Raw genomic sequence first — 24,536 nt, forward strand, 5'->3', positions numbered from 1 at the left:
TAAAAATGCGGCATGACGCGATTTCGGAACCCTTCTCTACAGCGGGCAATCGAGATCGTCGGCTCGCAATCGAAGCTGGCGAAAATGATCGGTGTCCGCTCCCAGGCCGCGATCTCCAGGGCTCTCCTTGGGGAAGTGAAGCTGTCTGCTGAATTGGCCGTGGCGGTCGAGGCTGCCACGGCCGGACAAGTCCCACGGTGGCAGTTGCGCCCGGACCTCTGGGCCGCCCCATGGTCAACATACTCGCTGCCCGAACCTGAACAGAAGCAGGAGGCGCGCGCGTGAGCCATCAGGCGGTCGCTTGGGCCAAGCGCCAAAAGATCGTTGGGGGAGCGGTTAAATCAGTTCTGATCCTGCTCGCGGAATATGCGCAGGAGAAGACGCATGTCGCATGGCCATCGCAGGCAACGTTGGCGCGGGATCTCGGCATCTCGTTGCAATCCGTTCGCCGCGCCTTGGCCGTGCTCGACACGTACAAGGTCATCAAGAGGACGATGCGGACGAATGAGGCGGGCGGGCGCACGTCCGATCGCATCAAGCTCCACGTCGGCCGCGAGTTCTGCATTACACGTGATCAGGCTCGTGTCGTTCGCCTCGATCGCGAGGTGAAAAAGCCGGTGGTTGACGCCGCCCCCCCTATGTCCCCACGGGACAGGGGGTATGTCCCAGTGGGACAGGGGGTATGTCCCCACGGGACACTGAACCACCATAGAACCTCCATTGAACCTCCACTAAGACCTAGCCAAGAAGGGGAGCTGACCTTTCAGGAAGAGGCTCCACGTACGCGAGAGGACGGACAGGGTCGCCCAACGTTGACGGTTGTGCCCGGCGGCCTCTCATCTTCTGGCTGGGCTCCCGATGCCAGCGGCACCACGGCGATGATCGGGGTGTGCGCATGAGGCCGCTTTTCGATCATCAGGTGAGCGCGCTCGCGATGTTGCGGCACTCGCTCGCCTCGGGAAAACGGCGCCCGATGCTCCAAGCCCCGACCGGATTCGGCAAAACGATGCTCGGCGCGGCCGTCGTCGACGGAGCGCTTCGCAAGGGCAACCGGGTTGTGTTCTGCGTCCCGGCGGTCTCGCTCATCGACCAGACAGTTGAAGCCTTCTGGAATGAGGGCATCCGTGACGTGGGCGTCATCCAGGCAACGCACCCGATGACGGACGGCACGCGGCCCGTGCAGGTTGCCAGTGTGCAGACCCTCGGGCGGCGGCGGCTCCCGCCCGCTGATGTCGTCGTGATCGACGAGGCGCACGTCATGTTCGATCTGTACCGGCGATGGATGGCGGACGAGGATTGGCAGAAGGTTCCGTTCGTCGGGCTATCCGCCACGCCGTGGGCTCGCGGGCTTGGCAAGTACTACGATGATCTGCTGATCGCCGCGACCACGTCCGACTTGATCGAGCGGGGCTTCCTCTCTCCTTTCCGGGTATTCGCGCCGTCGCATCCTGACCTCTCTGGCGTCAAGACCATCGCGGGCGACTACCACGAGGGACAGCTATCCGAGGCGATGGATAAGGGCTCCCTCACGGCGGATATCGTGACGACTTGGCTCCAGCGCGGCGAGAATAGGCCAACGCTTTGCTTCGGCGTTGACCGCGCCCATGCTCGTAAGATCCAGGAGCGCTTCGAGGCGGCTGGTGTCCCCACCGGCTACATCGATGCGCACACCACGACTGACGAGAGGAACGATATCCGCAAGGCGTTCCACGCGGGCGATGTCAAGATCGTCTGTAACGTCGGTTGCCTGACGACCGGCATCGACTGGGATGTCCGGTGCATCATCCTTGCCCGTCCGACCAAGTCGGAAATGCTATACGTCCAGATCATCGGGCGCGGTCTGCGTACCGCTGACGGCAAAGATGACTGCCTGATCCTCGATCACAGCGACACAACCCTGAAGCTCGGCTTCGTCACCGACATCCGTCACGAGCATCTAGACCTCGGCAAGCCGAAAAAATCCTCGGGCGGTGAGCGCGACGAGAAGCCCGAGGCCCTTCCGAAGGAATGCCCGAGCTGTGCCTACCTGAAGCCAGCGAAGGTTCATGTCTGTCCGAACTGTGGCTTCGCGCCGCAACGTCAATCGACCATCGAGTGTGCCCCCGGTGATCTCGTCGAGCTTGCCGCGCGCGGATCGGCGAAGCGCAAGTCTGACGCGACCATGGACGAGAAGATCAGCTTCTATGCCCAGCTCAAAGGGCACGGACAGAATCGCGGATATCGCAGCGGCTGGGCCTACCACGCCTATGTCGAGAAGTTCGGCGTCAAGCCCAACGACCCGCGCCTGTCCGACGTGCGACCGCAACAACCGGGCGACACCGTGCGCAATTGGATCAAGGCGTACAACATCCGGAAGTCTATGGGCCGTAAGCTTGCCGCGCGGGGTGCCGCCGCATGAGTCGCACCGCCCTCAAAGACCGCGCTCGCGGAAAATGGATCGGTATCCTTACGCAGCTGGGTGTCTCGTCAGAGTTCCTGACAGGCAAGCACTGTCCCTGCCCTATCTGCGGAGGGAAGGACCGGTTTCGCTTCGATAACAGGGACGGCCGCGGAACCTACATCTGCTCGCACTGCGACGCAGGTGACGGCGCGACCCTCATCATGAAGGTCAAGGGCTGGGACTTCCGGCAAGCGGCCGATGAAATCGAGGCGATCCTCGGTGACATTCCGGTGCAGGAGTTCAGGCAATCGAGGGACGACAAGGAGAGCCGTGAGGCCAGCGTCAAGCTTTGGAAGGCTACGACGGCCATTCAGCGCGGCGATCACGTCGACCGGTACCTCAGGGCGCGGGGAATAGCTCTGGACGAGTTCCCCCCGTGCCTACGATCGGTGACAGAGATGCTTCATTCGGCTGAGAAGCGCACGATGCATCCCGGCATGGTCGCCGTGGTCACCGCAGCTGTCGAAGGCGAGAACGGCACCCTGCATCGAACATATCTCACGCTCGACGGACGCAAGGCCGCGGTAGAACCGCCGCGCAAGCTCATGCCGGGCCAAGCCCCCAACGGCGGCGCCGTCCGGCTAGCCGAGTTCACGGATACGCTTGGTGTCGCCGAAGGCATCGAGACGGCCTTGTCGGCATCGATCCTTTTCAAGGTGCCTGTCTGGGCCGCGCTCGACGCCGGGAAGCTCGCATCGTGGCGACCGCCCTATGAGGCCCGGCGGATCATCGTTTTTGGCGATCACGACGCCAGTTTCACCGGTCAACAGGTGGCCTTCTCTCTGGCACGGCGGCTGGCGAATGACGGTCGGGAGGTCTCGGTTGAGATCCCCCGCGACATCGGCACCGACTGGAATGACGTTCTCATGATGGAAAGGGCAGCAGCTTGAAGACAGTCCATGAGCGCAAGGCAGAGGCAGAAGCGAAGGCGGAACGCTGGGAACGCAGCGCAGACCGGCACCGGCTTGCTGCCGAGCGTGCCCGCGCGAAGGGGCATCATGACCGTGCCGTCAAGCATGAGGCCCTGCATGCCCGTGCCTTCCGGCTGCTCACGAAGGCCAAGCGGGCGGTGACACGCTATGCACCGCTGTCTGCCCATGCTCTCGGTGCCGAGCGCCTTGCCGAGCGCATCCAAGGCACCACCGCAAGGCTGAACCGCGAGCGCAAGGACGAGGCGAAGACCATGCGCCGTCGCCGTCATCGTCGGGAGGATCTGCACGGGAACGACGGCCGCGTTGAGATCGGGCACAAGGACGTTAAGGACCCGTACGAGCCTGACAAGCGCCTCCGCGTCACCATCAACGTCCGCGAGAGCCCGCTGGAGATCCTGAAGTCCCGTCGCCGCATCGACGATGCCGAGTATGAGGCAGGCCAGTGGTTCCGGTCAGCCTACGAGCGTGCTTCCATAGGCCCGATGACCGGCTTCGATCCGACACGGGAGCCTGTCGACGGCGGTGGGTTCGCTGATCCCTTGTCAGATCGAGCGATAAGGGCCGCGCAGGATCTGCGCGAGGCGGTGGCCGTAGTCCGCCCCCAAGGCTATCTCATCCTTGCCGCGGTCGTGGGCCAGGGTCGGGCTATCGCTGAAGTCGCGAATGTATGGGGCCGCACCGTCGTCCGGATCTCGGAAGGGCAGCAGCGGCGGCAAAAATCAGCCGAGGCGATCGTTACGTCACGGTTGATCGAGGCATTGCGTGACCTCGCTGCGCACCGGGGCACGAGCGGGCCAAGCAAGGCGCTGATGCGGGCCGCGCGAGAACTTGGGATTAATGATACCGAGGTCGCTTGACGCGGTGCACCGAATTGAGTACAAATCAGGAACTTGGATTTTTGCGCCCGGATCGCTTCATGCGCCTCCGGGCGTTGTCGTGTCAGGCTTTCACATTGGCCTTCTCCAACAGCTCGGACATTTTGACCCGCCAGTCTTTCCCGGTCGCTTTGAACCGGGCGACGGTAGCTGGATCAAGGCGCAAGGTCACCGCCTCCTTCGGTGCGGCGACCCTTGGCCGTCCCCGAGCACGCTTGATGCTGTCCATCAGTTCCGGGAAGGCTTTCCCGAACGGCTTGGCTTGAGCAAGCTGCTCGTCGGTTGCTTCGGGTGCATCGGGATCGCTGGCGATCTGCCGCTGGATCCGGGCTTCTTCCGCATCGGTGATGTGCTTGGTTCGCTTCGTCATAGGATGCTCCTTTCCTTCCGGCTTGCCGGCCGCATCGAGATAACCGACAGCGCTTCCGAGCCGAGGGGGCGAAACACCACGGCGATGATGATCTCGCCCCGGAATTCGCCGATAGCCATGAAGCGGCCAGCCTTTGCCGGGACCACCATGGACGAAGCGAAGAACTCGATATCGAGATCGGCAAAGTCGAGCCCGTGCTTCTCGAGGTTGGTTTGCCGCTTGGCTTCGTCGTAAGTGATCATCATGTATTTTTTGTACACGGAAAATAGGTAAGCGTCAAGAATATTCGTGTACGAAAATTGAGAGAGTTTTTGCGGTCACAAGCCCCGGTGGGCTGCCCGGTCTCATAAGCCGGATCACGCTCGATTCGACCCCGAGGGCCGCAACCATCTTGGCGAGACGGTGCCTCCAGACGGTGGCCATCGAAAAGCATCCGGCGCTGAAAGCAGGCTAAGGCCGACGCCGAGGTTTCTTGCCATCGCGTCCCCGGACTGCCACTGGCTCCTGATCAGAGACATGCAGCCGGCTTATGGGTGACGTGCCGCACGATGCGCGGCCAACGTCACCACCCCCCGGAGACAAAGCCGAAACGGGTCGGGTTCCTAGGCCGATCACGACGGGACAAAGGCCGGGGAATTCTTCCCACCTGGAAGAATTGCCATGCACGCTGTTGTCATTGCCCTCTGGTGGCATGCCGCCTATCGGGCATGGGCTGAGCTATGGGGATCCGAATGAAGCAAGGCCTTATCGTCACCCTGGTCGTGCTCGGTCAGATCCTGTCGGTCATTGGCGTCGTACTCTGGCTTGCCGTCCTCCCGACGATGGGCCTCATGTGGTGGGCAGGCTGGCTGAAATGATGGGCCATCGCGAACCGCTGATTAATGGCGACGAGTTCGACTACCTGACCCGCACCCGCCATTGCTACAACCGGCCCCGCAATCTGCCTCAGATCAAGCGGAACTTCACCAAGCGCATCCGTCGAGCGGCCAAGGTCGAGACACTGACCGAGGCTGAGGATGCTTGGCGCGACCCTTTCGACAATGGTCACTTCTCGTACTTCGATGAGCTTCGTTTCGTCGACGAGGATGACGACGACAACATATGGCCCGTCCATTAGCCTGAGCCTGTCACGTGACAACGGATCAGCAGCGCCTTAACCGCAAGCGTCAGCACGACGCAAAGCGCAGAGCCGAACAGCCTTGGCGAGCATGGTACAGCCTACCCATATGGCGCCACCCACAAACGGGACTAAGAGCACACCAGCTGAGACGCAAGCCCCTATGCGAGCGCTGCGACCAGCGAGGCATCATCACCCCGGCTGACACGGTCAACCACGTCAAGCCTCACAAGGGCGACTGGTCACTGTTCATCGACCCGACGAACCATCAGAGCGTCTGCAAGGCCTGTCACGACAGCATCGTCAAGGCTGAGGAGATGAGAGGCTACCCCATCGGCAACGACGTGAGCGGCAGGCCCATCGATCCGTCGCACCATTGGAACCAAGACTGACCACCGACGCACGATCGTTTCATCAGAAACCATCGGCGACGTGTCGAAATGGATCATGTTGCATCGCACAAGGAAATGTTGCGGCGCGGTAGGGGGTGGGTCGATCTCTCGACCGATTGGGGGCCGCGACCGACTGGGGCCTCGACTTGAGCAAAACCCGTATAAAAAAGGTTTCACATGGCGAAACGCGGCCGAGTTCCGGCGGCGTCATTGGCCGTTGCCTCGATCCCGACGATCGAGACCATCGAGCGTCCTGATGCCCCATACGATCTGACTGACGAGCAGGCAGACGAGTGGTGGGCGGTAGTCAATCGCATGCCGGTTGACTGGTTCCCCCGCGAGACGCACGGGATGCTGGCGCAATATTGCCGCCATGTTGTTCGAGCTCGACGCCTCGCCCAGCTGCTCAACAAGCTGGAGACATCCGAGGATATCGACGTGAAGGAATACCGTGACCTTCTTCGATCGGAGGAGGAGCAATCGCGGGCCATCTCGTCGCTCGCCACGCGCATGCGTATCAGTCAGCAGGCAACGGTTCGCGCTGAACAGGCACGCAAGCCCACGACGATGAAGCCACCGTGGCAAGACGTGTAAGGGCCAAACCCGTTCGGACCCGTGCCGAGCGCAACATTGCATGGATCGAGGAACACTGCCGGGTGCCGGAAGGTCGCCTTGTCGGGAAGCCGGTCAAGCTTCGGGAGTGGCAGCGCGATATCATTCGCGGCATCTACGACCAGCCGACGCGTCGCGCGATCATCAGCTTCGGCCGTAAGAATGGCAAGACGGCGCTCAGTGCCTTCCTTCTGCTGCTCCATCTGTGCGGGCCAGAGGCGAAACCGAATTCCCAGCTGTACAGCGCGGCTCAATCACGTGAGCAGGCGGGCATTCTGTTCAACCTGGCTGCCAAGATGGTGCGCCTGTCGCCGACGCTCAGCGCCTATGTGAACCCGGTCCAATCGAGCAAGCAGCTGCTATGCGCTGAGCTGGGCACGATCTATCGAGCCTTGTCGGCTGATGCTACGACCGCATACGGGCTATCACCCGTGTTCACGGTCCATGACGAGCTTGGCCAGGTGAAGGGGCCGAAGTCGGAGCTGTACGAGGCGCTTGAGACGGCGACCGCCGCGCAGAGTGACCCGCTCTCGATCATCATCTCGACGCAGGCGCCGACTGATGCGGATCTTCTGTCCGTCCTGATCGACGATGCCAGGACCGAGGCAGACCCTCGGGTGCGCTTGTTCTTGTACTCGGCGCCTGAGACGGCGGACACGTTTAGTGAGGAAGCCATCAGAGCCGCCAACCCGGCTTTTGGCGACTTCCAGAACGAGGTGGAAGTGTTGGCCATGGCGGAAGACGCCCGACGCCAGCCCTCTCGCCAACCGGAATTCGAGAACCTTGTCCTTAACCGGCGCGTCGAGATGTTCGCGCCATTTGTGTCCCGCCCGGTGTGGCAGGCAAACGCTGGCGACGGTGTTGTTGATTTCGATGGGCTGCCGGTGTTCGGTGGCCTGGATCTGTCCGAGACGACCGACCTGACGGCCTTCGTCATGGTGGCGCCAACGGGCGGCAAGTGGCATGTCCGGCCGACGTTCTGGCTTCCGGGTGAAAACCTGAGAGAGAAGGCCCGTAAAGATCGCGTCCCGTATGACGTATGGCGGGATCAGGGCTTCCTCCAGACCGCACCCGGGCGGACTGTCGATTACGAGTTCGTCGCCGAGTATCTGCGCAGTGTCTGCGACCTCTACGACGTGCGCCAGATCGCCTTTGACCGGTGGAACTTCCGGCACCTCAAGCCTTGGCTGGTCAAGTCAGGTTTCAGCGATGCCGAGATCGAGGCCCGATTCGTTGAGTTCGGCCAAGGCTTCCAGTCGATGAGCCCAGCGCTTCGCGACCTGGAGGCCGCGCTTTTGAACGAGCGTCTTGTCCACGGGATGCACCCCGTTCTGACCATGTGCGCCGCCAACGCGGTGGTGCAGCCGGATCCAGCCGGAAACCGGAAACTGACCAAGGCCAAGAGCCGAGGCCGCATTGACGGAATGGTCGCCCTGGTAATGGCCATGAGCGTGGCAGCGACCCACGAAGAGGAAGTCATCATGACATCACCGTGGGACGATCCCAACTTCAGCCTGGTGTCCGCCTGATGTGGCCATTCAACCGCTCACAGCCCATGACGCCACCGGTTCAGACCGAGTGGAGGTCAGCGAGCATCGAGAACCCGACCGTAAAAGTTAGCGAAGAGAACTTCCTCGCGTTCTTCGGGCAGTCGTCAGCCAATCTGCCGAGCGTCACGATCGACAGCGCCTTGCGGGTGCCGGCGGTGCTGGCGGCGGTATCGTTTCTCTCGCGGACGCTGGCCTACCTGCCGCTGCACGCGTATCGAGACACCGACAAGGGCGCCGTCAAGGTCGGGGGCAAGCTTCAGACGATCGTGCGCGACGCGCCGAACCCGGAGATGGGCAGCTTTAAGTTCCGGCAGTATTTCTGGCAGCAGGTGTTCACCGGTGGGCGGGGGCTCGCCTGGATCGAGCGCAGCGGGTCGTCAGTCGAGAACATTTGGCCCATCAATGCGAAGAAGGTCACGATCAAGCGCCGCGGTCTCAAGCTTGTCTATCAGTTCGAGGGCAAGGAGTACCCGGCAGAGGACATCATCGACGTCGCGTTCATGCTGAAGGATGACCAGACCGGGCATCATGGACCGATCCAGATGGCCGCGAAGGCAATTCAGCTCGCTCTGGCGATGAACGATTACGGAAGCCAGTTCTTTGCCGGTGGAGGTGTGCCGCCGCTTGCTCTGACGGGTCCGCTTGCGGCTGGCGCTGATGGCATCAAGCGTTCGATGGATGACACCTGGCGCGCGATCGAGGCCGCCAAGAAGTCAGACAAGCCCGTTTTTGCGATCCCGCCAGGCTACGAGCTGAAGCCTGTCGGTTTCGATCCGGCAAAAGGCCAGATGATCGATGCCCGCCGCTTCCAGGTGGAGGAATTTGCCAGGGCTTGGCAGCTGCCCCCGGTATTTCTGCAGGATCTCACTCGTGCGACCTTCACCAACGCCGAACAGCAGGACCTGCACCTCGTCAAGCATCTCATCGGCCATTGGGCTGGCGCCCTCGAAGACGAGATGAACCTGAAGCTGTTCGGGCGTGGACGCGGCTCGCGGTATGTGCGGCATAACCTCGACGGCATCATGCGCGGTGATCTGAAGACCCGTATCGAGGCGATCGCCCGTGCCGTTCAGACGGCGCAGATGACGCCGAATGAAGCCCGCGCCCTTGAAGAGCGTGCCGCGCATAGCAACCCGGCCGCTGACGAACTTCTTGTGCAGGGCGCCACGGTGGTTTTGGGACAACAGCCCGAGCGTGGGATTGGCGATAACGGCGGGCCGCCTCTGGACGACAATGGAGAGCAGAATGCCGCAGCAGCCTGAAGCGGAAATCCGCTCGCTCGTGCGTGACGTCGAGCATCGCGCTGACGATGCTGGCAAGATGACAGTGGCGGGCTACGCTGCCGTGTTCGGTGAGATCGCCGATATCGGGGGGCATTTCCGCGAAGTGCTGACGCGCGGCGCCTTTGAGAAGACATTGGCATCGTCGGACGTCCGCGCCTACTTCGGACACGATCGCGGCCGTGTGCTCGGTCGGAAATCGGCCGGCACGCTACGCCTTCGGGAAGACGAGAAGGGCCTCGCTGTCGAGATCGACTTGCCGGACACCTCCGATGGCCGGGATGCCAGGACCCTTATTGAGCGCGGCGACATTTCCGGGATGTCCTTCGGCTTCGTCGTGACGAAACAGGAGTGGGACGAGACAGGCGAGACGCCGCTCCGCACCATTCGTGAGGTAGTCTTGGATGAGGTGTCGATCGTGTCGGAACCGGCCTACGACGGCACCTCGATCGCCATGAGATCCTTGGACGCGGCCCGGAAGGAACGGCGCCAGCAGAATTTCAACGCTGCGGCTCGACGCCTCGGCATGAAGGTCACCCTCGACTTGACGTCGAGGAGTAAAGCGAGGGCCTGAGCCCCGCCCAACCGCACACCTGGCCCGCTTCGCGCGGGCTTTTTTATTGGAGGATGGCGATGGACAATCGCATCAAGGAATTGCGGGACCGGCAGGCGAAGCTTGTCACCGAGGCCCGCGAACGTCTCGACCAGATCAACGGCACCACGGACGAGGCCCGCGTCAAGGAGCTGGAGAGCCAGCACGACGCCGCGATGGCAGAGCATGACCAGATCGAGGCTCGTATCAAGCGCGAGGAGACCCTTGCCGCGATCGAGAAGCGTGACGAGGAGCGTCGTGCCCGCATGCGTCCGGCGCCCGGTGACGGGGAGGCCCGCGGCTCCGATGACGGCACCCCGCTGGAATATCGCCAGGTATTCCACAAGTTCCTCGCGGTTGGCGGCGACCCGTCCGAACTGAACTCGGAAGAGCGCGCCGTTCTTCGCCGGGGCGCCGAGGCAAAGGCTGAGTTTCGCGCTCAGACGGCCGGTACGACGACCGCGGGCGGCTTCACGGTCCCGACCGAGCTTGCCGGCTTCATCATCAAGACGATGAAGGCCTGGGGGCCGATGTACGATGAGGACATCTGCACCGTCCTCAACACGTCGAGCGGCAACCCGATCAAGATCCCGACCGTCGATGACACGGCCGTCACTGCTGAAAAGCATACGGAAGCAACGGCCCTCACGGACGACGGCGGCAAGGACGTCACCTTCGGGCAGAAGTCCCTTGACGCCTACGTCTACGACACCGAGTTCATCCGCTTCTCCATGGAGCTGGCGCAGGATTCGATCTTCAACGTCGAATCCCTGCTGGGTGACCTGCTCGGTGAGCGCCTCGGCCGCCTGGCTAACAAGGAGCTGACGGTCGGCGACGGCACTGGCGACCCCAACGGCATCGTCACGGCGTCCAGCCTCGGCAAGACCGCCGCCGCCACCGCCGCGATCACCAGCGACGAGATCATCGATTTTCTTCACTCGGTGAATTCGGCCTACCGGCGCTCTCCCAAGTCCCGGTTCATGTTCGCGGATACGACCCTCGCGGCAATCCGTAAGCTGAAGGACGGTCAGGGTAATTATCTCTGGCAGATGGGGGACATCACCACTGGCGAGCCCAGCACCCTGCTTGGCTACCGCTACAGCATCAATGACGACATGGATTCGCTTGGAGCGGCCAAAAAGGTCATGCTTTTTGGCGATTTCAGCAAGTATTTCGTCCGAAAGGTCGGATCTCCCGTCATTGGCGTCCTTCGCGAGCGCTTTTGGCCGGATCTCGGCATCGCTGGCCTCATCCGCTTCGATGGTGAGCTTGGCGACACTGCCGCGGTGAAGCACCTCATCACCGCCGCTTCGTAACCAACGTTGGCGCCGTACATCGCGGCGCCAACCCCTTCCGAGGTGATCCCCATGAAGATCAAGATGCTCGTCGGCATCGCCGGCACTGACTTCGCCCTGTCTCCCAATGAGGAGACGGATCGCTTCTCGACCAAAGAGGCGACGCGCATGATCGATGCGGGCATGGCTGTTCCCGTCAAGGATGACGAGAAGGTCGAGCGCGCTACGAAGAAGCCCGCGCCGGAAAAGCGGGGCTGATATGTGGTATCCGGCGACTGTCGTTATTCCCCCGGACGGCACGGACCCGCTCACCCTTGAGCAGGTCAAGCGCCAGTGCGGCATTGCCTTGTCCGATACCGAGTTGGACGACACGCTGGAACTCATGATGAAGGCCGCTCGCGGCCATGTGGAGCGCTATTGCTCGATCTACGTTCCGTCTCAGACGGTCGTGGTGAAGTGCGACAGGTTCTGTGATTTTGCACGGGTGCCGGTGGCGCCTGTCCAGTCTGTGGAAACGATCACGTACGTCGACACGACGGGCGATGACCAGGTCCTCGATGACGAGGCATTTGAGCTTCGCAACGACGGGATGACCGTCTCGATTGTCCCGGCTCCCGGCACACGCTGGCCAGCGATCCAGCCCGGATCCCGAATTATTGTCCGTGCCGTCGTCGGTTTCGAGACGGTGCCAGCCGAATTATTGTCCGCGATGCTTCTCCATGTCCGATCGCAATACGGCATGACCGGCTCTGACGTGAACCTGAAGAAAAAGGTCGTCGACGGCATCGGCTCCCGCGAATGGGACATGACAGGAGCGGTTGACGCGATCACCCGCCAGGCTGTGGCGAACTTCCTCGAGCCCTTCCGTTGCTGGCCACTCGCATGATGAGCCCAGCTGACATGATCGCCGATCTCGACGCGATCTTGGCGGAAGACGGCACCGACATAGTGTTCCGGCAGATCCATAAGGCCCCGACGCCTCACGTGGACACCCCGATCAAGGGTCATGTCCGGGACGTTGACAGTAGTGAGAACGGCAACGGCGTGGCGGTCGCCCGCTCGGTAGTGATCATCTCGCCAACCGGCCTTCCGGCTATCCCGAAGCGCCTCGATCAGATCCTCGTCGATGGCAAGGTCCGCACCGTCCAGCTGCCGCGCGTGAAGCGGGTACAGGGTCAGGTGGTGCGCATCGAACTCGACTGCGAAGGCGTGCCGGGCTGATGGCGGTCAGGGTGCGCACGCAGTTCGTCAACCGCGACATTGTGGGCTTTGTGAAGGCTGGCCTTGCGCCGGAAGTCGCTGCCAAGATGCGCGCGGAAATCGCCCGACAGGCGCTTGCCGAGGCTCAGTCTCAAAACCGGTCTGTGCTTGGCCGTGTGCCATCCCATGAAACCTTCGTCGATGGGCGAAAGAGCACGGCTCTTGAGAGCGTCAAGCCAACCGGCTCGATCATCTTCGAATTCGATCTCCTCCAGGGCCTCTTTGCCTGGATTGGCGAGCAGCTTGTCCTTCATTCGCCTGTCCTCACCGGGCGCTACAGGCAGTCTCACATCTTTTACGCGGACGGGACGGAAGTTGAGCCCGGCGCCGCCCTCCCGGAGGCAGGCGAGTACGCTTTCGTCAACGATCTGCCCTACGCGCGTAAGATCGAACGGGGTCTGTCCGACCAGGCTCCGGACGGAGTGTATGAAGCCGTTGCTGCTCTCGCCAACCGCCGCTTTGGGAATGTCGCCCGTATCCGCTTCACATTTCGAACGGTCGTCGGCTCGACGAAGGACGCCAACACGCGCCAGCCGGCCATCGTCATCACCTTGAAGTAGGTTTCCGATGCCGAGCAGATCAGTAGCCAACGCTGTGGAGGCGCGGCTTACCGCCCTTTGGACGCGTTGCCCCGTGTTCGACATCAACGACGAGGCCATCGGCCCGGAAGACGGCTCGTCTTATCTGGAAGTCCAGTACCCCGTCGCGAACCGGGAACAGATCACCATCGGCGCGCCGGGCGGCAACGTCTTTCGCGAGGAAGGCGCAATCCGCTTTGTTCTGCGCATCGAGCGCGGTCAAGGGCGGGATACAGCACTCGCTTGGGCCGATGAACTGGCGCTGATGTTTCAGGCGAAGCAGTTCGACGGCGTCACCACTTGGGCGCCCTCTCCTCCGACGCTCGATGGTCGCAACTATGCCGGCAACTACTTCACGGTGACTTTCGCCGTTCCTTACTTCGCCGATACGCTCGGCTGACCCCTTCGACAATTCACCGGCGGGCTGATCGCTCGCTTTTCTCGGGTCGCATGCGGCTCCCGCACGACCATAAAGGAGGCCCGCATGGCCGATCTGCAGTCAACTAACCGCGTTAAGCTCGCCAAGGTCCGTGAAATCACCGCGGGCGTCACTCCTCCGAACCCGGCGTTCAAGGAGATCCTGCAAACGTCGAGCGGCCTCAACGCCGCGCCTCAGACTGTCACTTCGAACATCATCCGTTCCGATCGCCAGGTGGCTGATCTCATCCTCGTTGGCCTTCAGATCGCTGGCGATGTGGGCGGTGAACTCGCGTTCGGAGCAGCGGACGATGATTTCGAGGAAGCGCTTCAGGGCACGTGGGCCAGTAAGCCGGCGATCGTCGTGGCGACCGTTGACACCGAGATCTCGGATGTCACAGCGACCACCGTCACCGTCGCCTCGGGTGGCGCGGCCTTCAAGGCTGGCCATCTCGTCGCAATGAGCGGCCTTCCCACGCCAGCCAACAACAAGCTGGCCCGGGTCACCTCGTCCACTGCGACGACCATCGTGTTCCCGGCTGCCACCTTCGCGATCGAAGCTGACCCCATCCCGGTCGGGGCAGCGGCTCGCGTCGTGGGGTTTGAGGCTGCATCGGCTGACGTGGCGGCCGTGACAGCAGGCGGCAACGGCCTGACCGCGACGGCCCTCGATTTCACCACGCTTGGGCTCAACGTCGGGGAATGGGTGAAGATCGGTGGCACCGCGGCAGGCACCCAGTTCGCGACCGGCGCGAATAACGGCTGGGCTCGCGTCTCGGCCATCGCAGCGGGCAAGCTCTCCTTCGATCAGGTGCCGGCCGGCTGGAATGCCGACACGGGCACGGGCAAGACGATCCAGATCTTCACGGGCGACTTCCTGAAGAACGGGACGACCAAGCGCTCGTCCACCTTTGAGCGCCAATACCTCGATCACTCCCCGGTCAGCTACGAGTATTTCCGCGGCCTGGAGGTGAACACCCTCAGCATCAACGCCCCGGCGCAGCAGATCGCCACGTACACCAAGGGCTACATCGGACGCGAAGCCGAGATCGTTTCATCTCGCGCATCCGGCGCAACGGACGTTCCATCGACGGCGGGTGATGTGCTCAACACCTCATCCAACGTTGGGCGCATAGGGATTGGTGGCGTCGAGGTCACCGGCCCGAATTTCGTCATGTCGGCAACGATCGAGATTAACAACAACCTTCGGGCTCAGAACGCTATCGGGTCAATCGGCGCGGTTGGCATCGGCAACGGGGAATGCTCGGTGACCGGCACGCAGGAGCTCTATTTCGGCGACAAGTCGATTTACGAGGCTGTTCTCGGCAATACGCCGTCGAACTTCAGCATTCTGTTCGGCCGTGAGGACGGGACGCGTTCCTCGATCCTGATCGACCTGCCTTACACGAAGTATTCCTCCGGCGCTCCGGGCGTCAGCGGCAAGAATGCCGACGTGATGCTGTCAGCCAACTTCCAGGCCATCCGTCACCCGACGCTTGGCTACACCATGGCCGTCCAGCGCTTCCACTATCTGCCGGCATAACCCGGCTCCACCCACGTCGTGAGGTCCTGGACGGATCCCTCGCGATAGGCGGGAGGCGGGTCACAGCGCCTTCCGCCATCCTTTCTGTGACGAGGAGACTTTTTCAATGGATCTGAAATCCGCGAAGGTGAACAGCGTACTCATCGAAGCTGGCGAATGGGTCAAGGACATCCCCGGTATGGATGACCTTGCGCTGAAGGTGCGAGGCCTGGGCTGTATCGAGGCCAAAAACTTCATGAGCAGGCGCGTTCGGGCTCTTCCGAAGGGTACGATGAATCGCGACGGGACGTTCCCTCCGGCGCTCCAGGAGCGGCTCCTGACGGAGCAGTGCATCGAGGTGCTATTGCTCGATTGGGAGAACCTCACCGAAGACAAGACGACGGTCCCTTACAGCAAGGAAAAAGCTCGAGAGCTACTGACCAATCCGGATTATCGCCCTCTCAAGGATGCCGTGTTGTGGGCCGCGAATACGCTGGCCAGTGGCGAGGCGCTGGCTGATGGGGAGATACTGGGAAACTCACCGCCTACGTCGAATGGCAGCACGGCTGGAGCCGAAATCACGACATCCTCGTTGCCAATTACGAGCGAATAGGCCAGCCAGTTCCGGAGCATTTGCTTCCTCCCGATCTCAGTCTGATCGAGGCTGAGATCGCCGAGGCCTTCAATGAGTTGGGATCTGATCGCCAGATCTTCTTCGGTATCGGATGCATCCCCTTCACCTCCATCGATCGGTATGCCGAACGCTACGGCTTCGACACGCTGGAAGAGTTCGATTTCCTCAGGCGTGCGCTGCGTGCCATGGACGCGAAATTCTTGGAACTCAATTCGAAACCAACGAAGAAGGCCTAGGAGGGGCGCGACGTGGCCCTTCCTAGGCCGAAGGTCAGAGTATAATTCCCTCGTTGTGGCAGTAGTTGGTGGTGTATCTCACGGCGAAGTCGTCACCGCCGACCAGCCTGGCAGAGCCGAGGTATTTTCCGCTCGCCTCGATCAACCCAGCAGCGAACGGCTTCATGCCCGTGTACGCGCCGAAGCTGTTCTTGGCGTTTAGAAAACCGCACGCAACCACAGTCCCATCCGCGCCTCTTGTGGCCTTTATTTCACCAAAATGCGCGCTGTAGGGGTCTTTCAAATCCCGCTTTACCGCACTCTGAATGGCATCTATTTGCGCTTTATTCAAAGTGATGGGGTGCATCGGCACCCGTGGATTTGTTTGAGCGGCCTGGTTTGATGTGTTGCATGCCGCGAGAGCGACAGTTACCGCCACAACTGACAAAATGCGCATGTTCCCCCCGATGGTGACTGCGAACGGCGCGATATTACAACGGTATCAGAATGCGACAAGTCGCCTCTGAGCGGCTTTTTCTTTTGAGGTGACGCATGGATTTGGCTAGCGCGAAAGTCGTCCGGCTCGTCGAGACACGCTACACTTCAGAAGGTGCCGAGAAGGCGATTGGCGACGCTCAACGGCTCGACGCGAGCCAAGGGAAGGTTGGCCGCTCCGCTGAAGCCGTGGCGGTGTCGACTGACAAGAGCACGAAGTCTGTTCTCAGCGCTGATGACGCGTACAAGAAGCTCTTGGCCTCGGTGGACAAGCAGTTCCGCGCCCAGTCGCAACTAGCGGCAGGCCAGGCGAAGCTCGATCGTGCCATGCAGCAAGGCGTGATTGAGGCCCGCGAGCATGCGCGGGTGATGGATCTCCTCCGGCAGCGCTACACCGTCCTCAATGTGGCAAACGACAACTATTCGGGCGCTGTCGGCGGGCTCGGCACCTCACTTGCTGGCCTCGCGGCCCGGCTCGGTGTCGCTGGAGCGGCGTTCGCTGCCGTTGCCACCGCAACAGCTGCTGCCTTTGCGGTCATCTCTCCTGGCAAGGTCATCGAGGTCACAAGGGAATTCGAGACGCTACAAGCCTCGCTGCGCACGGTCACCGGTTCCGCTGACAATGCCAAGGCCGCTTTCGCCTCGATCAACGAATTCGCTGTCCAGACGCCGTTCAGCGTCCAGCAGGTTACGGAAGCCTTCATCCGCTTAAAGTCCCTTGGCCTCGATGCCGGAGCGGAGGCGCTGACCTCGTACGGCAACACCGCGTCTGCCATGGGCAAGCCGGTCATGCAGATGATCGAGGCAGTGGCTGATGCCGTCACTGGCGAATTCGAGCGTCTGAAAGAATTCGGCATTCGCGCCAGCAAGGATGGCGAGCAGGTCGCTTTCACCTTCCAGGGTGTCACCACGACGGTGAAGAAAAGCGCCGACGACATCGCCAAGTATCTGCAAGGCATCGGCAACGCTCAGTTCGCTGGCGCCATGGCCGAGCAGATGAAGACCCTTGAGGGCTCGTTCTCCAATCTGGAGGACATGGTCCAGGCCTTCCAGCGTCGCATCGGCGAAGGCGACTTTTCCCAGTCGATCAAGGATCTGAACAGCGCAATCAGCGATCTGCTCGGCAACAACATGGATGTTGCGGAAACGATCGGCGGCGCCTTCGCGGCCGTCACGAAGGAACTCATCCCGCTCGTGGATGGTGTGCAAGTGGTGATCAACGCGTTTCGGGATCTCGCGTCCTGGGGTCAGGTAATCGACGAAAACCTGAACCTGTCGGGCATTGCTCAGCAGTTCGCCGATATGCAGCAAGCATCAGCCGATGCCGGCGCTTCGGTGCGGGAATGGCTGGTCGACGCCTTCGCCGCCATTCTGCCGGTGGCGGTGGGGACCGTGCAGGCGATCGTTGCGGCTTTCGATACGATGCACGGCGCCATGCAGGCGCTCGGCGCGCGGATCAAGAACGCCTTCCTGTCCATCATGGAAGACATGATCAACGGCGTCATCGACCGCATCAACGCCCTCACGGGCTCGCTTGCGGCGATCGGTGTCCAGATCGGACAGATCGGCAAGGTGAGCTTTGGTAAGTTTGAGGTGGACGCAGCTGCGTCCTTCTCGAATATCGGGACCGCGGCGCGGGAGGCCTATGAAAAGGGCGCGGCCGGAGCGACTGAACTCGCCAACACGATCTCCCAGCGCCAGCAGGAGCTGAAGGGCGAATCCATCCTGAAGGGCATGGCCGCCAATGTGGCCTCAACGTCTGGCGCCTTGCCCGGTCTGACGAAAAACATGAACGCAGCCGCTGGCGCCGCGAACAACCTAGGCGCAGCGACCAAAAAGGCAGCGGGCGGCGCAAAGGAAGCGGCGAGTGCTTATGAGAACTTAGTCCAGCGCACACGTGATCGCATCGAAGAGTTGGAACTTGAGCGCCGCTATGTGGGGCAGACCACCGACGCGGTGATCAAGCTGAAGCTGGCCCATGACCTTGAGCGAGCAGCGAAGAAGAGTGGCATCGAAGTTACCGCCGAAATGCGGCGCGAGTGGAGCTCACTCGGCGATGATCTGGCTGGCGCTACGCGTCGCTTGGATGACGCGCGTGAAGCAATGCGCGATTTGCAAGAATCCCAACGTTATACTGGCGATCTGTTCGCGGATTTTATCACGGACATGAAGGATGGCGCCGGGTCTCTATCAGACGCGTTCAAAAACTTGGGGGATGTGTTCTTTAACTCCGGTCTCCAAGCCCTCTTGACTGGAGAGGGGCCACTAGGCGGGGTGCTGGGGCTGTCTGCGACAGAGAAGGGACAGCAAGGTGGGCTTCTCGGGCTGCTTGCCGGAAACGACGTCAAGTTGTTCAGAGAGACGATCTCCAAGGGCGTCGAAGATGGGTTCACGAAGCCCCTTAAGACAATGGCACAGGGCGGTTACGGGCCTGACATGCAATCGACCGGCATGTTCGGGATCGATGGTAAAGCCCTTATGGGTGGCATTACGGCATTGGCGAGCCTGGGCGCCGCTTATGGCGGAGGGATGTCGGCGGGATCTCCGATGATGGGCGCGGCAACGGGCGCACTTTCCGGGGGCATTGGCGCCCTCTCATTGGCTGCCATTCCCGCATTGTCGGCGATCCCCATGATCGGGCCCATTCTCGCGATCGGCGGCGCGCTTCTGGGTGGCGGCCTCGGCTTTCTCGGTGGCTCACAGTCTCAGAAGCAGCGCAAGGAAGAGCTTCAGCGCCAGGCCGAGGAGAACTATCAGGCCGCCAAACCGCAGGTTGCTCAACTTGGACAGCTTTTCCGCGGTGACGAACTCGGCAACATCCAACAGCAGATCCAGGCCGGCATCGACAAGCTGAATGAGCTTGGCCCGGTGCTCGTCAATGCTGGTCACGTGGATGAGCTGATCGCCCTCCAGAACGACTACAACACCTTCGTCAATCGGATGAAGGACGAGTTCCGCGCCGACTTCACCGGCACCATCGACGAGCTGCGCGCCGGGCTCGGTGCTCAGGGGCCGTTCAAGCAGGCATCCGACGCCGTTAAACAGTTCGGGGATAGCGCCAAGTCCTTCGTTGCCGACACGGCGACCGCGTTCGGTGAAGGCGCCTGGCAGATCCAGAACGCGCGTGATGCCTCGATCGATTACGCCCTGTCGATGCTCGACCAGGCCAAGACGCTCACGGAAGTGCAGCAGTCCATCCAGTCGATCAACGGCACGGCCGCCGGCCTGTCGAAGGTGCTTCAGGATCTCGGTATGTCCGCCGAGGATGCCGCCAACGCCATCAACCAGCGTGTCGGCGCGGCCATGGATCGCCTTCGCTCTGCCTTCACCGAGGGGCTTGAGCGGCGCCTGAATGAGGCGAGCGATATGGGCTATCTCAACGAGATGGCCGATCAGATCGCGCAATACCGCAATGACTTGGCGGACGCGGCGGCGCTTGGGCTCGATGGCGCTCTTGCCGCACGGGTCTTCGCGGCCGAAGCCCAGCAGATCGTCAACGGCGCCGAACTCGCGGGCGATGCCTTCAACGCCCTCGTGCAGCAGTTCCCAGAATTGGCCGGCGTCGTGAAGGAGTTTTCGCAGGCGCTCGCCGACATGGGCAACGACCTCGCCGCCATCGCGCAGCGCCAGCAAAGCTATTACGATCGCATCTTCAACGCGGCCAACGACAACAGCACGCTGGAAGGCGCCCTGAAGGCCTTTGACCGCAATGCGCAGCGCGAGCGTGAAGCGGAGATGAAGGCCGGCGGACAGGCGATAACCGATCTGGAGCTTGCCCTTGCCGCTGAGCGTGTGAAGATCGTCAATGACTTCGCGGCCAAGGCGAAAGCGGCCGAGCAGCAGGCGGCCGAACAAGCGGCGCGGGCGGCACAGCAGAAGGTCGACGAAGCCCAGCGCGCCGTCGACGATGCGCGGTCGGATCTCCAGCGGGCCTATGAGCAGCAGGCGTCCACCATCAACGCGACGATCTCGCGGCTGGAGGCCTTCACCTCATCGATCCGCAAGCTGCGCGCCGACCTGCGCTTCGACGACAGCCTGTCGCCCTACAACGATCGCCAGCAGCAGCAGGAAGCCCAGGCCACCTTCCAGGAGCTGGCGGCGAAGGCGATGGCCGGCGATCAGACCGCGATGGACCAGCTCGCCGACGCGGCGCGCCGGTATCTCGAGGAATCGAAGGCCTATTACGGCTTCAATGAGGTCTATGCCCGGATCTTCGAGGAGGTGCAGTCGACCCTTGAGGCGGTCGGCAGCAAGTCGCAATCGGAACTCGACATCGCCCGCGCGCAGCTCTCCGCGCTCGATGCACAGGTCAGTGGGCTGCTTACGGTCAACGACAGCGTGCTGACGGTGGCGGCCGGCATCGAGAAGCTGAATGCGGCGGTTGCCGCCTTGGCCGCGGCGCAGGCCGCCCAGATCGGCAACGGCACGGGCACGCCGGACCAGCGCACGGCCTATGTCACCTCTCTCTATCAGAAATACTTCGGTCGCCAGCCCGACCAAGCCGGCCTTGATTTCTGGGTGAAGTCGGATCTGTCGACGTCGCAGCTCGACCAGGCTTTCGCCGATGCGAAGGCAGCCGGTGCCATGCGGCTCGGCGGCATCGTCGGGGCCTATGCCCGAGGCGGCCTTGTCGGCAACGGCATCTGGGACATGGACAGCGTCATCGCCCGCTATGCCGGCGGCGGCAACATTGCCCTGGCAGGCGGGGAGCATGTGACCCGTGCCCCTTCCGTCAACCCGGCGACCTATCCCGTGCTCGATTACATCAACCGTACCGGCCGCGCACCGGCCAATGACGACAGCGCCAAGGAGGAGATCCGGGCGCTCAGGGCGCTCGTCGAGCAGCTGATCGGCGTTTCGGTGCAAGGCCACAAGGCGGTTGCCCAGGCCGTCGTCGAGAACACCAGCGCCGTGAAGGAAGACACCCGCAAGGCTTCAACGGCGCAGATCGCGCGCCGAACCGGCACCAACGGATAGGCTCACCCTCCATGATCTATCTCGTCGAGATCGACGCCCATAACGGGGCGGCGCTGCTGACGTTTCGCTTCGCGACAGAAGCCTACATCACCAGCCCGTCTGACAGCCCGGCCAACACTATTTATGAGCCGCGCATCGTCGACCCCGGCTCCTTCTCCGCCAACCTCTATAATGCGGGACAGACCGGCGGCAGCGCCTCCATCGGCTTCGGCGATCTCATCTTGGCCAATGCCGATGGTGGGCTCGATGCCTGGTTTGACTATGGCTTCGATGGCCGCCGCATCGAGATCAAGCAACTGGCCGGCGTGGCCTCGCCCTTCTCCTCCGCCGTGACGGTGTTCAAGGGCACGATCGAGACGATCGACACGACCGACGCCTGGCAGACGCTGCGCGTGCGGATCTTCGATAACCGGCTGACGCTCGACCGGCCCTTGCAGGTCAACCGCTATGCCGGCACCACGCTTGGCGCCGGCAACACCGCCGAGGGCACGGAAGACCTGCGCGATCAGCCGAAGCCGCTCGCCTTCGGGGCGGTCTATGGCATCAGGCCGTTCGCAGCCAATCCATGGGATGGCGTGTTTCAGGTGGCGGATAATGCGGTCTATGGCATCCAGGTCTATGATGGGGGCTCGCAGCTGACCGGCGTCGGGAACTATGGATCGCTCGCGGCCCTGATCGCCGCGACCGTCCTGCCGGGACGCTACGCGACCTGTCTCAACCTCGGGCTGTTCCGCATCACGCGTTCAGCTTTTCAGCTCACTGCCGACGTGCAGGAAGGTGCGCTTTGGTATGAGCGCAATGTCGCTTTCCTCGTCAGAAGGATGCTGCAGCGGGCGGGGCTTACCACGGCGGACTATTCCGATGTCAGCCTGAACGCGCTCAACAATCTCAATTCTGCCGAATGCGGGATCTGGATCGACAGCGATCAGCACATTCTCGATGCCGTTCAGCAGGTCTTGAACTCGGTCGGCGCCTGGATCGCGCCGAATGCCAATGGTGTGCTGGAGGTCGGCCGCTTTGAGATGCCGGGGGCGCCCGTCACGACCTTGACGATGGATGACATCATCCGCCCGGACAACATGTCCTTTGAGGTCACCAACGATCCCGGTCGCGGCGTTCCGGTCTGGCGCGTCGTGGTGCGCTACAAGCGTAACTACACACCGCTGTCAGGCTCGGAAGTCTCCCGATGCACGGAGCAGAATGAGGATTACAAAGCCTATCTCGCCACGGAATGGCGGGAGCGGAAGGCCGAAGATGCCGCGATCAAGACGAAATACAAGAATGCCGGTGAGATGACGATCGAAACGTGCTTGACCCAGCCCAGCGACGCCCTGGCGGAAGCAACGCGACTGCTCTCGCTCTACAAGGTCAGGCGCGACCGGGTAAAGGTCGTGCTCTGGGCGGAGCGGGCGGCGAGCATCAAGCTCAATGACACCGTCACCGTGCAGGTGCCGCGCTTCGGCTATGCGGCTGGGCGGCCCATGCGGGTGATCGGGCGCGATGAGAACCGCACCGAGAACATCGTCACCCTCGATCTGTTCGGCTGACCCCCATGGCAGACAGCGCAATCGTCATCACGCAGGTCACCAAAGCCGGCGGGGCGGGGCAGATCACCTTGCTCGTCACGACCAGTGGCGGCGGCGAGGGCGACTGCCTGCCGTACATGACCCTGAAGGAAGTGGAGTTCTACGCTTCCAAGACCAACAATCGCGCCACCGCCACGAAGATCGGTGCGACCCCTGGCGCCTTCGTTCACGGCAACCTCGGCGTGTCCGAGACCTGGTATTATTGGTTCCGGGCGATCGACAACAACAGCCCGCCGCTCGTTGGTGAGTGGTATCCGTTTTCGCCCACTGACGGCGTGGTGGCGACGACCAGCAACCAAGTGCCGCCACCGAACTCTGTCGGCACGCCACAGCTGCAAGATCAGGCTGTCATCAACCAGAAGCTCGCGCTTCTTGCGGTCGCGACGGCGAATATTCAAGCGCTGGCTGTTGGCACCGCGCAGATGGGCAATCTGTCCGTCACTGACGCCAAGATCGTCAACATGTCGGTCGCGAAACTGTTGGCTGGCATCATCTCCGCCACCATCACCATCAACACGCCCGTCATTAACGGCGGCAGTATCCACGGCGCCCGCATTCGCATCCAGGCGACCGATGGGACGCTTGTCGAGCCCGGCATCATCTTCAACTCGACCGTCGCTCCCAACGTCTCTTCAGTGAAGATCAACCAGACCGGGGCGAATGGCGAGGCGGCGGTCTATGGCACCAACCTCGGCACGGGGCCGCAGTCGCACGGCGCGCGCTTCAACAGCATCCCGATCACCGGCCCCGCGGGCGGCTCGGCCCTGCTTGGCCTGCCGCCCGCATCCGGCAGCTATGCGGTGTTTTGCGAGAGCGGCAGCGTCGGGCCGTTCACCGGCTCGCATCCCGGTTTCATCGACAAGAGCGCGCCGGAGTTCCCGCCTGGCTCGATTCTGGTCGACGTCGATGTGATTGACCGGCGCGGCGTCGACGACACGGTCACGTCGGTCGCTCTGTCGAGCAAGGCGATGGACCCGGCGGCGATCGGCGTCTTGACCCGGCGCTATGAGTTGCAAGCCCATTCCGTGCACAGCGTTTGCGAACGCCCGCCGGATTACAACTACGGCCTGATGTCATCCACGCCGCAGGAGCGCCTGCAGGGCGGCATGCTCAAGCGTCGTCGTTGGGCGAGGAAATGGGACGGCGTCGTGATCAACGGCCTCGGCGAGGGGCAGGTTCTGGTCTGCGGCCGGGGCGGCGATCTCAATCAGGGCGATCTCATCTGCACGTCGGACCTGCCGGGCATCGGCATGCGGCAGCCGGATCTCGATCTCGGTGGCCAGTCCGTCCAGCTCGTCACCAACTACACCGTGGCCCGCATCCGCGAGGCTGTGACGTTCTCGCACCCCGACGAGGTCAAGCTCGTCGCCTGCATCTATCTCTGCGGTTGAGGCGCC

The 24,536-nt window shown here is 62.3% G+C and carries 27 protein-coding genes; 24 read left to right on the forward strand and 3 right to left on the reverse strand.

What is annotated here, in order from left to right; all coding sequences use genetic code 11:
* Positions 1-12 precede the first annotated feature (12 nt).
* Genes KIO76_RS03150 through KIO76_RS03170 form a run of 5 tightly spaced genes read left to right on the forward strand, consistent with a single transcriptional unit; the run spans position 13 to position 4,229 of the window.
* Positions 13-285: a transcriptional regulator gene (locus KIO76_RS03150; RefSeq protein ID WP_213321422.1), complete on the forward strand. Its 273-nt coding sequence runs from the start codon at positions 13-15 to the stop codon at positions 283-285.
* Positions 282-899 carry a helix-turn-helix domain-containing protein gene (locus KIO76_RS03155; RefSeq protein WP_213321423.1) on the forward strand — a complete coding sequence of 206 codons (618 nt, stop codon included), beginning with the start codon at positions 282-284 and terminating at the stop codon, positions 897-899. Before KIO76_RS03150 ends, KIO76_RS03155 begins: the two co-directional genes overlap by 4 nt.
* Complete coding sequence (locus KIO76_RS03160; RefSeq protein ID WP_213321424.1) at positions 896-2,398, forward strand: DEAD/DEAH box helicase; 1,503 nt, start codon at positions 896-898, stop codon at positions 2,396-2,398. The genes KIO76_RS03155 and KIO76_RS03160 overlap by 4 nt, the downstream gene beginning before the upstream one ends.
* A complete protein-coding gene (locus tag KIO76_RS03165; protein WP_213321425.1) occupies positions 2,395-3,330 on the forward strand; it encodes a toprim domain-containing protein in 936 nt (311 codons plus the stop codon). Before KIO76_RS03160 ends, KIO76_RS03165 begins: the two co-directional genes overlap by 4 nt.
* On the forward strand, positions 3,327-4,229 hold the full coding sequence (locus KIO76_RS03170) for a hypothetical protein (RefSeq protein WP_213321426.1): 903 nt from the start codon (positions 3,327-3,329) through the stop codon (positions 4,227-4,229). Before KIO76_RS03165 ends, KIO76_RS03170 begins: the two co-directional genes overlap by 4 nt.
* An 82-nt stretch (positions 4,230-4,311) precedes the next feature.
* Here the strand turns inward: KIO76_RS03170 and KIO76_RS03175 are convergent, their stop codons facing one another.
* Positions 4,312-4,617 carry a BrnA antitoxin family protein gene (locus KIO76_RS03175; protein WP_213321427.1) on the reverse strand — a complete coding sequence of 102 codons (306 nt, stop codon included), beginning with the start codon at positions 4,615-4,617 and terminating at the stop codon, positions 4,312-4,314.
* Positions 4,614-4,862 (reverse strand): BrnT family toxin, encoded by a 249-nt coding sequence (locus tag KIO76_RS03180; RefSeq protein WP_213321428.1) that lies wholly within the window; start codon positions 4,860-4,862, stop codon positions 4,614-4,616. The genes KIO76_RS03175 and KIO76_RS03180 overlap by 4 nt, the downstream gene beginning before the upstream one ends.
* Positions 4,863-5,348: 486 nt before the next feature.
* Here KIO76_RS03180 and KIO76_RS31305 point away from each other — a divergent pair, with 486 nt between their 5' ends.
* From KIO76_RS31305 to KIO76_RS03255, 16 genes are all read left to right on the forward strand, one after another.
* Positions 5,349-5,474, forward strand: a complete 126-nt coding sequence (locus tag KIO76_RS31305) for a hypothetical protein (protein ID WP_283771402.1) — start codon at positions 5,349-5,351, stop codon at positions 5,472-5,474.
* Complete coding sequence (locus KIO76_RS03185; protein WP_213321429.1) at positions 5,471-5,734, forward strand: hypothetical protein; 264 nt, start codon at positions 5,471-5,473, stop codon at positions 5,732-5,734. The genes KIO76_RS31305 and KIO76_RS03185 overlap by 4 nt, the downstream gene beginning before the upstream one ends.
* A 14-nt stretch (positions 5,735-5,748) precedes the next feature.
* Entirely contained in the window at positions 5,749-6,126 is a 378-nt protein-coding gene (locus KIO76_RS31715; protein WP_213321430.1) for an HNH endonuclease, read from the forward strand.
* Positions 6,127-6,303: 177 nt separating this feature from the next.
* A complete protein-coding gene (locus tag KIO76_RS03195) occupies positions 6,304-6,720 on the forward strand; it encodes a hypothetical protein (protein ID WP_213321431.1) in 417 nt (138 codons plus the stop codon).
* On the forward strand, positions 6,705-8,267 hold the full coding sequence (locus tag KIO76_RS03200) for a terminase large subunit (protein WP_213321432.1): 1,563 nt from the start codon (positions 6,705-6,707) through the stop codon (positions 8,265-8,267). The genes KIO76_RS03195 and KIO76_RS03200 overlap by 16 nt, the downstream gene beginning before the upstream one ends.
* A gap of 26 nt (positions 8,268-8,293) precedes the next feature.
* The gene (locus tag KIO76_RS03205) at positions 8,294-9,550 is read left to right on the forward strand and encodes a phage portal protein (protein WP_249729461.1); all 1,257 of its coding nucleotides are present in this window, start codon (positions 8,294-8,296) and stop codon (positions 9,548-9,550) included.
* Positions 9,534-10,142 (forward strand): HK97 family phage prohead protease, encoded by a 609-nt coding sequence (locus KIO76_RS03210; RefSeq protein WP_213321434.1) that lies wholly within the window; start codon positions 9,534-9,536, stop codon positions 10,140-10,142. The genes KIO76_RS03205 and KIO76_RS03210 overlap by 17 nt, the downstream gene beginning before the upstream one ends.
* A gap of 59 nt (positions 10,143-10,201) precedes the next feature.
* Positions 10,202-11,476: a phage major capsid protein gene (locus KIO76_RS03215; RefSeq protein ID WP_213321435.1), complete on the forward strand. Its 1,275-nt coding sequence runs from the start codon at positions 10,202-10,204 to the stop codon at positions 11,474-11,476.
* A 51-nt stretch (positions 11,477-11,527) separates the two neighbouring features.
* Complete coding sequence (locus KIO76_RS03220) at positions 11,528-11,713, forward strand: hypothetical protein (protein WP_213321436.1); 186 nt, start codon at positions 11,528-11,530, stop codon at positions 11,711-11,713.
* A 1-nt stretch (position 11,714) separates the two neighbouring features.
* Positions 11,715-12,341: a head-tail connector protein gene (locus tag KIO76_RS03225; protein ID WP_213321437.1), complete on the forward strand. Its 627-nt coding sequence runs from the start codon at positions 11,715-11,717 to the stop codon at positions 12,339-12,341.
* Positions 12,342-12,355: 14 nt separating this feature from the next.
* The gene (locus KIO76_RS03230; protein ID WP_213321438.1) at positions 12,356-12,676 is read left to right on the forward strand and encodes a hypothetical protein; all 321 of its coding nucleotides are present in this window, start codon (positions 12,356-12,358) and stop codon (positions 12,674-12,676) included.
* On the forward strand, positions 12,676-13,275 hold the full coding sequence (locus KIO76_RS03235) for a hypothetical protein (protein WP_213321439.1): 600 nt from the start codon (positions 12,676-12,678) through the stop codon (positions 13,273-13,275). Before KIO76_RS03230 ends, KIO76_RS03235 begins: the two co-directional genes overlap by 1 nt.
* Positions 13,276-13,282: 7 nt before the next feature.
* On the forward strand, positions 13,283-13,693 hold the full coding sequence (locus tag KIO76_RS03240) for a phage tail terminator-like protein (protein WP_213321440.1): 411 nt from the start codon (positions 13,283-13,285) through the stop codon (positions 13,691-13,693).
* An 84-nt stretch (positions 13,694-13,777) separates the two neighbouring features.
* Complete coding sequence (locus KIO76_RS03245; protein ID WP_213321441.1) at positions 13,778-15,253, forward strand: phage tail tube protein; 1,476 nt, start codon at positions 13,778-13,780, stop codon at positions 15,251-15,253.
* A gap of 106 nt (positions 15,254-15,359) precedes the next feature.
* Positions 15,360-15,845 carry a phage-derived protein YdaY family protein gene (locus tag KIO76_RS03250; protein WP_213321442.1) on the forward strand — a complete coding sequence of 162 codons (486 nt, stop codon included), beginning with the start codon at positions 15,360-15,362 and terminating at the stop codon, positions 15,843-15,845.
* A gap of 20 nt (positions 15,846-15,865) precedes the next feature.
* Positions 15,866-16,102, forward strand: coding sequence for a phage tail assembly chaperone (locus KIO76_RS03255; RefSeq protein ID WP_213321443.1), 237 nt, complete (start codon positions 15,866-15,868; stop codon positions 16,100-16,102).
* 34 nt (positions 16,103-16,136) lie between these two features.
* Here the strand turns inward: KIO76_RS03255 and KIO76_RS03260 are convergent, their stop codons facing one another.
* Positions 16,137-16,538, reverse strand: a complete 402-nt coding sequence (locus tag KIO76_RS03260; RefSeq protein WP_213321444.1) for a hypothetical protein — start codon at positions 16,536-16,538, stop codon at positions 16,137-16,139.
* Positions 16,539-16,633: 95 nt separating this feature from the next.
* On the opposite strand from KIO76_RS03260, the gene KIO76_RS03265 reads away from it, so the two are divergent.
* Genes KIO76_RS03265 through KIO76_RS03275 form a run of 3 tightly spaced genes read left to right on the forward strand, consistent with a single transcriptional unit; the run spans position 16,634 to position 24,530 of the window.
* Complete coding sequence (locus KIO76_RS03265) at positions 16,634-21,553, forward strand: tape measure protein (RefSeq protein WP_213321445.1); 4,920 nt, start codon at positions 16,634-16,636, stop codon at positions 21,551-21,553.
* A gap of 11 nt (positions 21,554-21,564) precedes the next feature.
* Positions 21,565-23,100, forward strand: a complete 1,536-nt coding sequence (locus tag KIO76_RS03270; protein ID WP_213321446.1) for a hypothetical protein — start codon at positions 21,565-21,567, stop codon at positions 23,098-23,100.
* A gap of 5 nt (positions 23,101-23,105) precedes the next feature.
* Complete coding sequence (locus KIO76_RS03275) at positions 23,106-24,530, forward strand: phage tail protein (protein ID WP_213321447.1); 1,425 nt, start codon at positions 23,106-23,108, stop codon at positions 24,528-24,530.
* Positions 24,531-24,536 lie beyond the last annotated feature (6 nt).

It is taken from the genome of Chelatococcus sp. YT9 (assembly GCF_018398315.1).
Classification (GTDB): Bacteria; Pseudomonadota; Alphaproteobacteria; order Rhizobiales; family Beijerinckiaceae; genus Chelatococcus.